Origin of the sequence: Kitasatospora viridis, from assembly GCF_007829815.1 — a bacterium.
GTDB lineage: Bacteria > Actinomycetota > Actinomycetes > Streptomycetales > Streptomycetaceae > Kitasatospora > Kitasatospora viridis.
In genome coordinates, this window is record NZ_VIWT01000001.1 from 4,375,385 (window position 1) to 4,390,832 (window position 15,448).

11 protein-coding genes are annotated in these 15,448 nt (G+C 72.9%); 6 read left to right on the forward strand and 5 right to left on the reverse strand.

Annotated elements, in window-relative coordinates; genetic code table 11:
* Positions 1-101: 101 nt before the first annotated feature.
* The 3 genes from FHX73_RS19670 to FHX73_RS47245 all read left to right on the forward strand — a co-directional run bounded on the left by FHX73_RS19670 (position 102) and on the right by FHX73_RS47245 (position 5,024).
* On the forward strand, positions 102-947 hold the full coding sequence (locus FHX73_RS19670; protein WP_145906237.1) for a DegV family protein: 846 nt from the start codon (positions 102-104) through the stop codon (positions 945-947).
* A gap of 182 nt (positions 948-1,129) precedes the next feature.
* Complete coding sequence (locus FHX73_RS19675; RefSeq protein WP_246213602.1) at positions 1,130-2,326, forward strand: ComEA family DNA-binding protein; 1,197 nt, start codon at positions 1,130-1,132, stop codon at positions 2,324-2,326.
* Between the two features lie 52 nt (positions 2,327-2,378).
* On the forward strand, positions 2,379-5,024 hold the full coding sequence (locus FHX73_RS47245) for a ComEC/Rec2 family competence protein (protein WP_145906239.1): 2,646 nt from the start codon (positions 2,379-2,381) through the stop codon (positions 5,022-5,024).
* A gap of 7 nt (positions 5,025-5,031) precedes the next feature.
* Here FHX73_RS47245 and FHX73_RS19685 read toward each other — a convergent pair whose 3' ends face one another.
* Together FHX73_RS19685 and FHX73_RS19690 are read right to left on the reverse strand one after the other, a co-directional pair.
* Complete coding sequence (locus FHX73_RS19685; protein WP_145906240.1) at positions 5,032-5,298, reverse strand: DUF2087 domain-containing protein; 267 nt, start codon at positions 5,296-5,298, stop codon at positions 5,032-5,034.
* Between the two features lie 82 nt (positions 5,299-5,380).
* Positions 5,381-5,680 (reverse strand): hypothetical protein, encoded by a 300-nt coding sequence (locus FHX73_RS19690; protein WP_145906241.1) that lies wholly within the window; start codon positions 5,678-5,680, stop codon positions 5,381-5,383.
* A 40-nt stretch (positions 5,681-5,720) separates the two neighbouring features.
* Here FHX73_RS19690 and holA point away from each other — a divergent pair, with 40 nt between their 5' ends.
* Positions 5,721-6,716, forward strand: coding sequence for a DNA polymerase III subunit delta (holA, locus tag FHX73_RS19695; protein WP_145906242.1), 996 nt, complete (start codon positions 5,721-5,723; stop codon positions 6,714-6,716).
* 246 nt (positions 6,717-6,962) lie between these two features.
* On the opposite strand, the gene rpsT is transcribed toward holA, so the two are convergent.
* Positions 6,963-7,223 carry a 30S ribosomal protein S20 gene (gene rpsT, locus FHX73_RS19700; protein WP_145906243.1) on the reverse strand — a complete coding sequence of 87 codons (261 nt, stop codon included), beginning with the start codon at positions 7,221-7,223 and terminating at the stop codon, positions 6,963-6,965.
* Positions 7,224-7,491: 268 nt separating this feature from the next.
* Here rpsT and lepA point away from each other — a divergent pair, with 268 nt between their 5' ends.
* Positions 7,492-9,363, forward strand: coding sequence for a translation elongation factor 4 (gene lepA / locus FHX73_RS19705; RefSeq protein ID WP_145906244.1), 1,872 nt, complete (start codon positions 7,492-7,494; stop codon positions 9,361-9,363).
* Positions 9,364-9,443: 80 nt separating this feature from the next.
* Here the strand turns inward: lepA and FHX73_RS19710 are convergent, their stop codons facing one another.
* Both FHX73_RS19710 and FHX73_RS19715 read right to left on the reverse strand, forming a co-directional pair.
* The gene (locus FHX73_RS19710; RefSeq protein ID WP_145908400.1) at positions 9,444-11,327 is read right to left on the reverse strand and encodes an ABC transporter ATP-binding protein; all 1,884 of its coding nucleotides are present in this window, start codon (positions 11,325-11,327) and stop codon (positions 9,444-9,446) included.
* Between the two features lie 71 nt (positions 11,328-11,398).
* Positions 11,399-13,135: an ABC transporter ATP-binding protein gene (locus FHX73_RS19715; RefSeq protein ID WP_145906245.1), complete on the reverse strand. Its 1,737-nt coding sequence runs from the start codon at positions 13,133-13,135 to the stop codon at positions 11,399-11,401.
* Positions 13,136-13,486: 351 nt separating this feature from the next.
* Between FHX73_RS19715 and FHX73_RS19720 the strand changes: the two genes are divergently transcribed.
* Complete coding sequence (locus FHX73_RS19720) at positions 13,487-15,400, forward strand: AMP-dependent synthetase/ligase (RefSeq protein ID WP_170304969.1); 1,914 nt, start codon at positions 13,487-13,489, stop codon at positions 15,398-15,400.
* Positions 15,401-15,448: the final 48 nt, after the last annotated feature.

Consider the following 15,448-nt stretch of genomic DNA (forward strand, 5'->3'; position numbering starts at 1 on the left):
GGGAGCGGGCGTGGGCGCGAACCGGTGCGCGGCTGCGGAGGATCCGTGCGCGGCGCCGGACGAATGTGCTGGGCGACCCCGGGAGGAGTAACCTCCGGCTCATGTCCGCCCAGCTCGCGCTCGTCACCGACTCCACGGCCTACCTGCCGCAGGAGGTGGTCGACCGGCACCGGATCTCGGTGGTGCCGCTGAGCGTCGTGGTCGGCGACGAAGTGCTCACCGAGGGCGTGGAGATCGCGCCGAAGGACGTCGCCGAGGCACTGCGCGCCAAGCAGCGGCTGACCACCTCGCGCCCCAACCCGGAGACCTTCGCCGCCGCGTACAAGGCCGCCGCGGCGGCCGGGGCGACCGGGGTGGTCTCGGTGCACATCTCCGGCGAGCTCTCCGGCACCGGCGAGGCGGCCCGGCTGGCCGCCGCCGAGGCGCCGCTGCCGGTACGGGTGGTGGACAGCCGGCTGGTCGGCATGGCGCTCGGCTACACGGTGCTGGCCGCCGCCGAGGCCCGGGACGCCGGCCTCGACCTGGACGAGGTGGCCGCCGCCGCCGAGCGGCGGGCCGCCGGCATCCGGAGCTTCTTCTACGTGGACACCCTGGAACACCTGCGGCGGGGCGGCCGGATCGGCACCGCGCGGGCACTGCTCGGCTCGGCGCTGGCGGTCAAGCCGCTGCTGCACCTGGACGGCGGGCGGATCGAACCGCTGGAGAAGGTGCGCACGGCCTCCCGGGCGATCGCGCGGCTGGAGGAGATCGCCGTCGAGGAGGCGGGCACCCGGGCGGTGGACGTCACGGTGCACCACCTGGCGGCCGCGGACCGGGCCGAGCCGCTGGCGGAGCGGCTGCGCGAGCGGGTGCCCGGGCTGCGCGAGCTGTACGTGGGGGAGGTGGGCGCGGTGATCGGCGCGCACGTGGGGCCGGGGCTGCTGGCGGTGGTGGTGGCGCCGGTGTGACGGCGCGATGGTGTGACGGCGCGATGGTGTGACGGTGTGACTGCGGCATGGTGCGATGGTGTGATGGCGCATGGTGTGATGGTGTGATCTGATCGTGCGTCAGTTGTCCACAGGGGTGGGGTTGTCCACAGGTTTCCGAGTGGTCCTGGGAGGGTGCACGGTCCGCTCCTAGCGTCTGGGGCATGACCCCTTCGCGCATCCTCGCCCAGCACCTCCGCACCCCGGCCGACCGTCGCCGCGCGGCTGCCGCCCTTTCCCGCACCCGCCTGGTCCACCTGCTCCCGGCCGCCGCGCCCGTTCCACCGGCTGCGCCCGCCGCCGGGCCGCCGCTCACCGAGTCCGCGGCGCTCGGGCCCGCAGTGGCCACCGTCGCCGCGCCGGCTCGGCCGGCCCGTGTGTCGGGTGCCCCCGCCGCCCCCAGCGAGACCGACCCCGGTCCGCCGCCGCCCGTGCCCGAGCCGGGGGAGCCGCCCGGCCCGGCCGAGCCGCTCCCCGACGGGTGGCCGCACGGGTACGGCAAGCGCAGCGGCCCCCGCCACCCGCCGCCTCGTTCGACCGCTGCTGCTGCTGCCGCCGCCGCCACTGCCGCTGCCGCTGCGCCCGCCACGGGACCGGGGCCGGGGAGCACTCCGGAACCGTTGGTGAAGCCCGACCGCGTTCGCGCGCCCGGCGTCGTCGCGGACACCCATCCGCACCCGCCCCGCCGCCGGTTCCGCCTGCCGGCCGCCCTGCACCCGCTGCTCTGGGCCGATCGCAAGGCCGTGCTGGGCCTCGGCGTGCTGCTCCTGCTCGCCGTCGCCTACGCCGTCCAGCACTTCTGGCTCGGCCGGCCCCAACCGGTCGCGGTGCCGGCCATCACCGGCAAGGCCTCGCGCAGCGCGGTGCCGGCCGTCGCGCCCGCCGAGCCGGCCGGGGAGCCGGGGCCCGAGGATCCGTCAGCTCCCGAGCCCGGCCACCCCGCCGCCTCCGAGGTGGTCATCGACGTGGCCGGCCGGGTCCTCCAACCCGGTGTCCGCGCCCTCCCGGCCGGCTCGCGGGTGGCCGACGCGCTCCGCGCGGCCGGCGGCCCGCAGCCCGGGGTGGACACCGACGGCCTCAACCTCGCCCGGGTCCTGGTGGACGGTGAACAAGTCCTGGTCGGCCTGCCCGTCCAGGCCGGGGGCGGCAGCGGCCAGTCCGCCACCAGGGGCCCGGTCAGCATCAACCGCGCCACCGCCGAGCAACTCGACGCCCTGCCCGGGATCGGCCCGGTGCTGGCCCGGCACATCCTCGACTTCCGCACCCAGCACGGCTCGTTCCGCTCCCTGGACCAGCTCCGCCAGATCAGCGGCATCGGCGAGCGGAAGTACGCCGAACTGAAACTCCTGCTCACCCTCTGACATCCCGTCAGTCGGCCACCGTCCCCGTTCGTCGCCATCCCACAGAGCCCCGATGCCCCCTTCCGCCGCCACCTCGGCCGACCCGGCGCAGCAAGCTCCGGAGCTCCGCCTGCTCCTGCCGACCGCCGCCACCTGGGTTGTCACCGCCCTCCTCCTCGACCTCGACCTCCCCGCCACCGGACCCCTGCTCGCCGCCTCCGCCCTGGCCGCCCTCCTGGCCGTGGCCCTGTTCCTGCACGCCCACCGCCGACGCCCGCCCGACCACCCCGACGCGCCGGACCGCCCGCACCGGTCGGCAGGGCTCGCCGCCGCCGTCCTGCTCACCGCCTCCGCCGCCACCGCCTGCACCGTCCTGCACACGGGCGACCTGCACCGCGGCCCGATCGCTGCGCTCGCCCACCCCGTCGGCGCCGACCCGGCCAAGCCCCATCCCGTCACCCTCGTCACGCTGGACCTCACCATCACCGGCGACCCCCACCTGCGCACCAGCCACTCCCGGGGCGCCAACCCGGGCCGGCCCCTGCTGGTCGTCGAGGCGACCGCGGACCTGGTCACCACGGACACCGGGACCACCACCCGCACCCGCACCCCGCTCACCGTCATCGTGCAGGACCAGGACACCCCGGCCTGGCGGCCGTTGCTGCCGTCCGCCCGGGTCCGCACGCAGGCCCGGGTGCTGCCGCAGCGCGCGGACGGCGGCTCCGACACCGCGGCCGCCGTCGTCGCCAAGGGCCCGCTGCGGCAGCTCGCCCCGCCCAGCGCCGCCCAGCGGCTGGCCGGCCGCCTGCGCGCCGGGCTCAGGCAGGCCTGCGCCGGGCTGCCCGCCGATGCCCGGGCCCTGCTGCCCGGCCTGGTGGTGGGCGACACCTCCGCCATGCCCGAGGACCTCGACGAGGCCTTCCGCGCCACCGACCTGGTGCACATCACGGCGGTCAGCGGCGCCAACCTGTCCATCGTGCTGGCGCTGCTGCTCGGTGCCCCGGCGCTGGCCGGCACCGCGGAGCGCGGCGGCCTGGCCGCCCTGCTGGGGATCCCGCTGCGGGTGGCCGCGGTGCTCGGGATCGGGCTCACCGCGGCCTTCGTGACGCTCTGCCGGCCCGACCCGAGCGTCCTGCGCGCGGCCGCCACCGGGCTGCTGAGCCTGCTCGCGCTCGCGCTCGGCCGACCGCGCAAGGCGCTCTCCGCGCTCGCCGCCGGCGTGCTCGCCCTGCTGCTGCTCGACCCGTTCCTGGCCCGCTCCTTCGGCTTCCTGCTCTCGGTACTGGCCACCGTCGGGCTGCTCACCCTGGGCCGGCGCTGGGGCAAGGCGCTGCAGGCCCGCGGCTGGCCGCACCACCTGGCGGAGGCGGTGGCCTGCACGGCGGCGGCGCAGGTGCTCTGCGCCCCCGCCGCCGTCCTGCTGGCGCCCCGGATCAGCCTGGTCGGGATCCCGTGCAACCTGCTGGCCGAACTCGCGGTCGCCCCCGCCACCCTGCTCGGGTTCGCCGCGCTGGCCGTGGCCCCGTTCTGCGCGCCGCCGGCCGCCTACCTGGCCGGCATGGCCGGCTACCCGACCGGCTGGCTCGCCCTGGTGGCCCGGGGCGGGGCCGCCCTGCCGGGTGCCGAGCTCGCCTGGACCCCGGGGTGGCGCGGCACGGTCACGCTGGTCCTGGCGCTGGCCGCCGCCTGCTTCGCGGCCCGCCTGCTCCGCCCCGCGCCCGCCGCGGAGTTCACGCCCGCCCCGGAGCCCGCCCCGGACCGCGCCCCGGACCCCGCCGGCACCGCCTCCCTGCTCGACCCGCCCGCACCCGGCCCCCGGCCCCGCCGCCTGCTGCGGCGGGCCGTCTGCGCCGGGCTGGTGCTGGGCCTGGTGCTCCTGCTGCTCCGCCCGCCCGCGCTGGTCCGTATCGCCACCGGCTGGCCGCCCACCGGCGCCCGGCTGGTGATGTGTTCGGTGGGTCAGGGCGATCTGCTGGTGCTCCCGGTGACGGACAGTCCGGACACCGCGGTGGTGGTGGACACCGGTCCGGACCCGGCGGCGGCCGACGCGTGCCTGCGCGACCTCGGGGTGGTCCGGGTGCCGCTGGTGCTGCTCACCCACTTCCACGCCGACCACAGCGGCGGCCTGTCGGGCGTGCTGCGCCACCGCGCGGTCGGCGCGATCGAGACCACCACGCTGGCCGCACCCGAGGCCGAGGCGGCCAAGGTGACCGCCCTGGCGGCGGCCGCCCGGGTGCCGGTGCTGCGGGTGGTGCCCGGCGAGCGCCGCACGGTCGGCCCGGAGCTGTCCTGGCAGGTGCTCTGGCCGGCCGGCCCGCTCGGCCCGGACACCGCGGGCCCGAACAACGCGAGCGTCAGCCTGCTGGTCACGGCCGGCCAGCTGCGCTTCGCCCTGCTGGGCGACCTCGAACCGGCCGCCCAGGCCGCGCTGCTGCGCGCCGTCCGCCCCCGGCCGGTGGACGTGCTCAAGGTGGCCCACCACGGCTCGGCCAACCAGGACTGGGCGCTCGCCCGGGCGCTGCACCCCAGGCTGGCGCTGATCAGCGTGGGCGCGGGCAACTCCTACGGCCACCCCGCCGCACGCACCGTCAACTCCCTGCGGGCGCTCGGCGCGACGGTGCTGCGGACCGACCGCGCGGGTGACATCGCCGTGCTGGGCGACTCCCCGGCCACCCTGCGCGCCCTCACCCACGCCCACCCGGAGGAGGCCGAGGAGTGACGGGTGGTCAGGCGCGCCGGTAGCTGCTGCCGTCCCGCGCCCGCAGCAGCAGCCGGCCCTCGACCAGGTACCGGCGCATCGCCGAGAAGTCGTCGTGCACGGTGAGCAGCGCCTCGTTGACCTGCTGCTCCGAGTACGGCCGGTCGGGCTCGAAGAGCGTCTCGGCGAGGTGCCGGAGCAGCTGCTCGCGGCGGGCCGGGCGGCGCGGCACGGCGGTCAGCCGGCCGTCGGAGAAGAAGGCGGCGAGTTCGGGCGGGGGCGGGCTTGCGGTCATGCGCGGCAGCGTCCCGCGCCGCCCACCGCGCGGGCAACGGGTTTTCCCGGCCCGCCCCGGCGAGCACCGCCCGCGCCCGTGCTCACTCCTCCTCGCGCCACCCGTCGTACTCGGCCGCCAGCGCCTCCAGCTCCGCCACCGTGGCCGCGTCCCAACCGTCCGCCGGGCGCTCCAGCACCACCAGCCACTGCGCGTCCTCGGCGTCGTCCTCCCCGGCCAGGGCGTCCCGGACCAGCTGCGCCGGGCCGAGCGCGGGCCACCGCTCGGCCAGCTCCCGCTCCACCTCCTCGGCGTCGTCCCGGTCGGTGAGGACCAGCAGCAGTCGGCCGGTGGGCAGGTGGTCGGCGGCGCTGTTCTCGGCAGCGTTGGTCCCGGAGCTCATCGGACCATTGTGTCGGCAGCCCGTGGGATGCTGGTACGCGATGGCCAGGAAGAGTGCACCCGACGACCTGCTCGCCCCGCTGACCCTCGCGGTCGGTCAGGAGGAGCTGCTGCTGGACCGCGCGGTCGCCCAGGTGGTGGCGGCGGCCAGGCAGGCCGACCCGGACACCGACGTCCGCGACCTGGCCCCCGGTGCCCTGCAGCCCGGCCAGCTGGCCGAGCTGACCACCCCTTCGCTCTTCGCCGAGCGCAAGGTGATCGTGGTCCGCGCCGCCCAGGACCTGTCCGCCGACGCGGTCAAGGACCTCAAGGCCTACCTGGCGGCCCCGGCCGACGAGGTGATCGTGGTCCTGGTGCACGCCGGCGGAGTCAAGGGCAAGGGCCTGCTGGACGCGGCCCGCAAGGCCGGCGCGCGCGAGGTGCAGTGCGCCAAGATGACCAAGGCGGGTGAGCGGATCGCTTTCGTCCGGGGCGAGTTCAAGGCGCTCGGCCGGTCCGCCAGCCCCGAGGCCTGCCAGGCCCTGCTGGACGCGCTCGGCGGCGACCTGCGCGAGCTGGCCGCCGCCTGCAGCCAGTTGACCTCCGACGTGGAGGGCCCGATCGACGAGCGGGTGGTGGCCCGCTACTACAGCGGCCGGGCCGAGGCGACCGGCTTCGAGGTGGCCGACCTGGCCGTCACCGGCCGCGCGGCCGACGCGCTGGAGCGGCTGCGCTGGGCGCTCGCCGTCGGCCAGCCGCCGACCGGCATCACCTTCGCGCTCGCCTCCGGGGTGCGCAGCATCGGCCGGCTGGCCACCGCCGACCGTTCGATGCGCCCGGCCGACCTGGCCCGCGAGTTGGGCATGCCGCCGTGGAAGGTGGACCGGGTGCGCCAGCAGATGCGCGGCTGGACCGGTGACGGGGTGGCCGCCGCGCTGACCGCGATCGCCGCCGCCGACGCGGCCGTCAAGGGCGGTTCGGACGACCCGGCCTACGCCCTGGAGCGCGCCGTGGTCACCGTCGCCCGGGCGGCCCGTTCCGGCGCCCGCCCGTACTGAGCGCGCCCCCGGTCCCGCTCCACCCCACCCGCCCCCGGAAACGCCGAGAGGCGCCGCGCCCGTCCCGGTGAAGGGACGAGGCGCGACGCCTCCCGCTGAAGTTGCTGCACCGCACCCGCGTGGCGAACGCAGGCCGCGTGCGGTGCGTGGTGGTGCGCGTCTCGGGGTCCGGGTAGAGGGCCGGAATCGCCCGCGACGGTCAGGCTGGGGTGGAGCTCAGCAGTGCTGCTGCCCGGAGCGCGAAGCTCAGGCGGCGACGACCTGCTTGGTGATGGCCGACTTCTTGTTGGCGGCCTGGTTCTTGTGGATGACGCCCTTGGAGACGGCCTTGTCGAGCTTCTTCGAGGCGGCGCGCGCGAGCTCCACGGCCTTCTCGGTCTCGCCCGCGGCAGCGGCCTCACGGGCCTTGCGCAGCGCGGTCTTCAGCTCGGACTTGACGGCCTTGTTGCGCAGGCGCGCCTTCTCGTTGGTCTTGTTGCGCTTGATCTGGGACTTGATGTTCGCCACGAAAGTGCCTCAGTCTTGTCGGTCATCAGTGGAACAGGGTGTGCACCCGGCGCGATCGGACCTGCTGAGAGGGCATGCCGAAGCGCGGTGCAGCCGCCAACGGTACCAGGGCCCGCCCAGGCCCCCCAAACCGGCACGGCGGCCCGGCGCCGTGGGAAGATGGAACGGCCCCTGTCCTCGGACGCCGCCCTCGGCGCGGGGCCCCTGATCGGACGAGATCGGACCAGAGCGTCCGGACCGCCCCGGACTTACGGAGAATCGGACCAAGGTGCCCGCGACCCCTACCAATGTGCCAGAGCCCAGCCGTACCGACCCGGCGCTGATTCGCAACTTCTGCATCATCGCCCACATCGACCACGGCAAGTCGACGCTCGCCGACCGGATGCTGCAGATCACCGGCGTCGTCGACCCCCGGCAGATGCGTGCCCAGTACCTCGACCGGATGGACATCGAGCGCGAGCGCGGCATCACCATCAAGTCGCAGGCGGTCCGGCTGCCCTGGGCCCCGCGCACCGGTGAGAACACGGGCACGACGCACATCCTGAACATGATCGACACGCCCGGCCACGTCGACTTCACCTACGAGGTGTCGCGCTCGCTGGCCGCCTGCGAGGGCACCATCCTGGTGGTCGACGCGGCGCAGGGCATCGAGGCGCAGACCCTGGCCAACCTGTACCTGGCCCTGGAGAACGACCTCACGATCATCCCGGTGCTCAACAAGATCGACCTGCCGGCCGCCCAGCCCGAGAAGTACGCGGCGGAGATCGCGCACATCATCGGCTGCGACCCGGAGGACGTGCTCAAGGTCAGCGCCAAGACCGGCCTCGGCGTCGAGGACCTGCTCGACCACGTGGTCGCGAAGATCCCGGCCCCGGTCGGCGTCAAGGACGCGCCGGCCCGCGCGATGATCTTCGACTCGGTGTACGACTCCTACCGCGGCGTGGTCACCTACGTCCGGGTGGTCGACGGCCAGCTCACCAAGCGCGAGCGGATCGCCATGATGTCCACCGGCGCGACCCACGAGCTGCTGGAGATCGGCGTCATCTCGCCCGAGCCCAAGGTGGCCGAGGGCCTGGGCGTCGGCGAGGTGGGCTACATCATCACCGGTGTGAAGGACGTCCGGCAGTCCAAGGTCGGTGACACCATCACCTCGATGCACAAGGGTGCGACCGAGCCGCTCGGCGGCTACAAGGACCCGCGCCCGATGGTGTTCTCCGGCCTCTACCCGCTGGACGGCTCGGACTACCCGCTGCTGCGCGACGCGCTGGACAAGCTGCGGCTGAACGACGCCGCGCTGGTCTACGAGCCGGAGACCTCGGTGGCGCTCGGCTTCGGCTACCGCTGCGGCTTCCTCGGCCTGCTCCACCTGGAGATCATCCGGGAGCGCCTGGAGCGCGAGTTCAACCTGGACCTGATCTCCACCGCGCCGAACGTGATCTACCGGGTGGTGATGGAGGACGGCACCGAGCACACCGTCACCAACCCGAGCGAGTTCCCGACCGGCAAGATCGCCGAGGTCTACGAGCCGGTGGTGCGCGGCACCATCCTGGCGCCGAACGACTTCGTCGGCGCGATCATGGAGCTGTGCCAGGCCCGCCGCGGCAACCTGCAGGGCATGGACTACCTCTCCGAGGACCGGGTCGAGCTGCGCTACACCCTGCCGCTGGCCGAGATCGTCTTCGACTTCTTCGACCAGCTCAAGTCCAAGACCCGCGGTTACGGCTCCTTCGACTACGAGCCGGTCGGCGAGCAGAGCGCCCAGCTGGTCAAGGTCGACATCCTGCTGCACGGCGACGCGGTGGACGCCTTCTCCGCCATCGTGCACAAGGACAAGGCCTACAACTACGGCGTCATGATGGCCGGCAAGCTGCAGAAGCTGATCCCGCGCCAGCAGTTCGAGGTGCCGATCCAGGCCGCCATCGGCTCCCGGGTGATCGCCCGTGAGACGGTCCGCGCGATCCGCAAGGACGTCCTCGCCAAGTGCTACGGCGGTGACATCTCGCGCAAGCGCAAGCTGCTGGAGAAGCAGAAGGAGGGCAAGAAGCGGATGAAGATGGTCGGCCGGGTCGAGGTCCCGCAGGAGGCCTTCATCGCCGCCCTCTCCACCGACGCCGAGGCTCCCAAGGACGCCAAGAAGTAGACGTCGGGAAGTGGTCGGCAGGAACGCCCGAGGGGCCGTCAGCGCGAGCTGACGGCCCCTCGGGCGTGCACGGCGCCGGGTCAGTCCTGCTCGGCCACCGCCTGGGCGAACTGCGCCTGGTAGAGCCGGGCGTAGGCGCCCTCGGCCGCGATCAGCTCGTCGTGGGTGCCCTGCTCGACGATCGAGCCGTTCTCCATCACCAGGATCACGTCGGCATCCCGGATGGTGGAGAGCCGGTGGGCGATCACGAAGCTGGTCCGGCCGCTGCGCAGCCGGGCCATCGCACGCTGGATCAGCACCTCGGTGCGGGTGTCCACCGAGCTGGTCGCCTCGTCCAGCACCAGGATCGACGGCTGCGCCAGGAACGCCCGGGCGATGGTGATCAGCTGCTTCTCGCCCGCGCTGACCCCGGTGCCCTCGTCGTCGATCACCGTGTCGTAGCCCTCGGGCAGGGTGCGCACGAAGCGGTCGACGTGCGCCGCCTTCGCCGCCTCGACCACCTGTTCGCGGGTGGCGTCGGTGGCGCCGTAGGCGATGTTGTCGGCGATGCTGCCGCCGAACAGCCAGGTGTCCTGGAGCACCATGCCGATGCCGGAGCGCAGCTCCTCGCGGGACATCGCGGCGATGTCCACGCCGTCCAGGGTGATCCGCCCGCCGGTCACCTCGTAGAACCGCATCAGCAGGTTGACCAGGGTGGTCTTGCCCGCGCCGGTCGGGCCGACGATGGCCACCGTGTGGCCCGGCTCGACCTTCAGCGAGAGGTCCTCGATCAGCGGCTTCTCCGGGTCGTAGCGGAACGCCACGTCCTCGAAGGAGACCAGGCCGCGCAGCTCGGCCGGGCGCTGCGGGTGCTCCGGCTCGGCGGACTGCTCCTCGGCGTCCAGCAGTTCGAAGACCCGCTCGGCCGAGGCCACCCCGGACTGGACCAGGTTGGCCATGCTGGCCACCTGGGTGAGCGGCTGGCTGAACTGGCGGGAGTACTGGATGAAGGCCTGCACGTCACCGATCGAGAGCTGCCCGCTGGCCACCCGCAGCCCGCCGACCACCGCGACCAGCACGTAGTTCAGGTTGCCGATCAGGAACATCGACGGCTGGATGATGCCGGAGATGAACTGGGCCCGGAAGCTGGTGGCGTAGAGCGCCTCGTTCTCCCGCGCGAAGACCTCGGCGGCCTCCTTCTGCCGGCCGAACACCTTGACCAGGGTGTGGCCGGTGTACATCTCCTCGATGTGCGCGTTCAGCTTGCCGGTGGTGGCCCACTGGGCGACGAACTGCGGCTGCGCCTTCTTGCCGACCCGGGCCGCGACGACCACCGAGAGCGGCACCGAGACCAGCGCGATCAGCGCGAGGATCCAGGAGACCCAGAACATCATGGCCAGCACGCCGATCACGGTGAGCAGCGAGTTCATCACCTGGCCCATGCTCTGCTGCATGGACTGGCCGATGTTGTCGATGTCGTTGGTGACCCGGCTGAGCACCTCGCCGCGCGGCTGCTTGTCGAAGTAGCTGAGCGGCAGCCGGGTGAGCTTGGCGTCCACGTCGCGGCGCAGCCGGTTGACGGTGTTGTTGATCGCCCGGGCGGCGAGGCGGCCCTGCAGGATGCCGAAGGCGGCCGAGACCACGTAGATCAGCAGCACCCAGAGCAGGATGTTGCCGATCGCGTTGTAGTCCATCTGCTGATTGGGCGTCAGGTGCAGCGACTTCAGCAGGGCGGCCTGCTTGCCGCCGCTGGAGGTGGCCCGGTCCAGCGCCTGCTGGGTCGGGAAGCGGGGGCCGAGGGCGCCCTTGACGATCAGGTCGGTGACCTGGCCGAGCAGCTTGGGCGCGGCGACCTGGCAGGCCACGCTGAACGCGCCGAGGACGAGCATGCCCAGGATGATGCTCCGCTCGGCCTTCAGCAGGCCGAGCGTGCGCCGGGAGCTGTTCTTGAAGTCCAGCGACTTCTCGGCGCCCTGACCGCTCATGAACCGGCCGGGGCCGGCCGGGCCGCGGCGGGCCGCCGCGGCCTGCGAGCCGCCGGGCTTCTGCGGGGTGGTCACGCCGCCTCCTGCTCGGTCAGCTGGGAGAGCACGATCTCCCGGTAGGTGGGGTTGTCGGTCATCAGCTCGTGGTGGGTTCCGGTGCCGACCACGGCGCCCTCGTCGAGCACGATGATCCGGTCGGCCTCGCGGATGGTGCTCACCCGCTGGGCGACGATCACCACGGTGGCCTCGGCGGTCTCCAGGCTGAGTGCCGCGCGCAGCCGGGCGTCGGTGGCGTAGTCCAGCGCGGAGAAGGAGTCGTCGAAGAGGTAGATCTCCGGTCGGCGGACCAGGGTGCGGGCGATCGCCAGGCGCTGGCGCTGCCCGCCGGAGAAGTTGCTGCCGCCCTGGGCGACCGGGGCCTGAAGACCCTCGTCGAGCTTCGAGACGAAGTCCTTGGCTTGCGCGGTCTCCAGCGCGGCCCAGAGCTCCTCGTCGGTCGCGTCCGGGCGGCCGTAGCGCAGGTTGCTGGCGATGGTGCCGCTGAACAGGTAGGGCTTCTGCGGCACCAGGCCGACGGTGCGGGCCAGCAGCTCGGGGGAGAGCTGCTTGACGTCGGTGCCGTTGATCAGCACCTCGCCGCCGGTGGCGTCGAACAGTCGGGGGACCAGGCCGAGCAGCGTGGTCTTGCCGCTGCCGGTGGAGCCGATCACCGCGGTGGTCTCGCCGGGGCGCGCCACCAGGTCGATGCCGCGCAGCACCGGGGCCTCGGCGCCGGGGTAGCGGAAGTCGGTGCCGCGGAGCTCCAGGTGGCCGTGCGAGCGCAGCTCGGTCACCGGCGCGCTCGGCGGGACCACGCTGGAGTCGGTGTCCAGCACCTCGACGATGCGCTCGGCGCAGACCTCGGCGCGCGGCACCATCATGAACATGAAGGTGGCCATCATGACGCTCATCAGGATCTGCATCAGGTAGGACTGGAAGGCCGTCAGGGCGCCGATCTGCATCCCGTGCGGGGCGGCGATCCGGTGGGCGCCGAACCAGGAGACGGCGATCGTCGAGATGTACACCACGAACATCACCGACGGGAACATGAAGGCCATCAGCCGGCCGGTGCGCAGCGACATCTCGGTCAGCTCGTCGTTGGCGCCGCCGAACCGCTGCTTCTCGTGGTTGTCCTTGACGAAGGCGCGGATCACCCGGATACCGGTGATCTGCTCGCGCAGGATCCGGTTCACCGCGTCGATCCGCACCTGCATGCTGCGGAAGGCCGGGCGGAGCTTGCGGACCAGCACGCTGACGATCACGCCGAGCACCGGGACCAGGATCACCAGCAGCGCCGAGAGCGGCACGTCCTGGTTGAGCGCCATGATGATGCCGCCGACGCACATGATCGGCGCCGACACCATCAGGGTGAAGGTCATCAGCACCAGCATCTGCACCTGCTGGACGTCGTTGGTGGTGCGGGTGATCAGCGAGGGCGCGCCGTACTGGCCGAGCTCCCGGGCGGAGAACCGCTGCACCTGGTCGAAGACCGAGGCGCGGATGTCCCGGCCGACCGCCATGGCGACCCGGGCGCCGTAGTAGACGGCGCCGATCGAGCAGAGCGCCTGGGCCACGCTGACCGCGAGCATCACCCCACCGGTCTGCATGATGTAGCCGGTGTCGCCCTTGATCACGCCGTCGTTGATGATGTCGGCGTTCAAGGTCGGGAGGTAGAGCGAAGCTATGGTGGCGATCAGCTGGAGCATCACCAGCGTCAGGATCTGTGGTTTGTAGGGCCCCAGATGGGCCCTGAGGACTCGGATCAGCACTCGGCCACTCTCGTCATCGTCGGGAGGATTCGCACCCTCATTTTCGTTCTTCTCCCATGTGCGCGAAGGGGTTCGCAGAGGTGGGCCGGAGCGGGCGCTCCGACAGGCGCGCAGCGGATCTTCGAGCGGTCGGCCGGTGGGCGAACGGCCGTCCGGTCGTGGGCCTGCACCCGCCTCCGGCTGGCGTGTCAGGCCCCCTTGCCTCTTAACAGTTGGCCCGCTTGGGCCTAGGCTGTCCGCAGTCTTGTTACTCGCCAGTCATTTACTAGCCGGTCAACAAGCCGTCGGGCGGTCCACCCCCCACATCCGTCCGGCGTCCACCCTCGGCCACCTGGTCCCCCGGAGGTCTCGTTGAGCACAGCGCAGTCCGTCATCGACACCGACACGATTGCCGGACGCCCGGCCTCCGTGGCCCACATGTTCCTCAGCAGGGTAGAGGCCACACCCGGGCAGTTGGCATACCGGTACCCGGCACCGGTCGACGAGCGGGCGGCGAACGCTACCACCGGGGCCGAGCAGTGGCTCTCGCTGACCTGGTCGCAGGCCGCGGACCGGGTATTCGCCATCGCGGCCGGCCTGGTCGACCTGGGCGTCGAGCCGGAGGAGCGGATCGGCCTGGCCGCCTCCACCCGGATCGAGTGGATCCTCGCCGACCTGGGCGTGATGTGCGCCGGCGCCGCCGTGACCACCGTCTACCCGAGCACCAACGCCGACGAGACCGGCTTCATCCTGGCCGACGCCGGCTGCCGGGTGCTGCTCGCCGAGGACGGCAAGCAGCTCGGCAAGGCGGTCGCCGAGCGCGGCGGGCTGCCGGAGCTGGCCACCGTGGTGGTCTTCGACCCGCCGGCCGAGCTGCCCGAGGTCGAGGGGCTCACGATCATCACGCTGGCCGAGCTGGAGCGGCGCGGCGCCGCCCTGCTGGAGCGCGAGCCGGAGGCGGTCCGCCGCCGCGTCGAGGCGATCGGCCGCGACCAGCTGGCCACCGTGGTCTACACCTCGGGCACCACGGGCCGCCCCAAGGGCGTCCGGCTCTCCCACGACGCCTGGTCCTACCAGGGCGTGGCCCAGGAGGAGAGCGGGCTGCTGCGCCCCGAGGACATCCACTACATGTGGCTGCCGCTCTCCCACGTGTTCGGCAAGTCGCTGATCGCCGGCCAGGTCAGAACCGGTCAGGTGATGGCGGTGGACGGCCGGGTGGACAAGATCATCACCAACCTGCCGCTGATCAAGCCGACCATCATGGCCTCCGCGCCGCGGGTCTTCGAGAAGGTCTACAACGGCATCGCCGGCCGGGCCCGGGCCGAGGGCGGCGCCAAGTACAAGATCTTCATGTGGGCGGCCAAGGTCGCCCGGCAGTGGGCCCAGGTCACCCAGGAGAACCGGATCGCCACCGGCCGGGACACCGCGCCGCTCGGCCTGAAGCTGCAGCACGCACTGGCCGACAAGCTGGTCTATGCCAAGATCCGCCAGGCGTTCGGCGGGCAGATGCGCGGCGCGGTCTCCGGCTCCGCCGCGCTGGCCCCCGAGATCGCCTACTTCTTCGCCGGGGTCGGCGTGCCGGTGCTGGAGGGCTACGGCCTGACCGAGACCAGCGCCGGGATCATCGTCAACCGGGTGGAGGACTTCCGGGTCGGCACGGTCGGCGTGCCGTTCAAGGGCAGCGAGGTGCGGATCGCCGAGGACGGCGAGATCCTGCTCCGCGGCCCCGGTGTGATGAGCGGCTACCACAACCAGCCCGAGCAGACCGCCGAGGTGCTGGAGTCGGACGGCTGGTTCCACTCCGGCGACATCGGCGAGCTCACCCAGGCCGGCTACCTGCGGATCACCGACCGCAAGAAGGACATGTTCAAGACCTCCGGCGGCAAGTACGTCGCGCCCAGCGAGGTCGAGGGCAAGTTCAAGGCGGTCTGCCCGTTCGTCAGCAACATCCTGGTGATCGGCAACGGCCGGAACTTCTGCTCCGCGCTGATCACCCTCGACGAGCCGGTGATCATGCCCTGGGCGGCGGAGCACGGCGTGACCGGCAAGACCTACGCCGAGGTGGTCACCTCGCCGCAGGTGCGGGCCCTGATCGAGGACTACGTGACCAAGCTCAACGGCGAGCTGCAGCGCTGGCAGACGATCAAGAAGTTCACCCTGCTGCCCCGCGACCTGGACATCGAGCACGGCGAGCTGACCCCCAGCCTGAAGATCAAGCGGCCGGTGGTCGAGCGGGTCTACGCCGCCGAGGTCAGCGAGATGTACGCGGGCGCCAACGAGGCCTGAGTCACCTCGACCGGTGCGGCGGCCGGAGCACCGCCGCCGTACCGGACA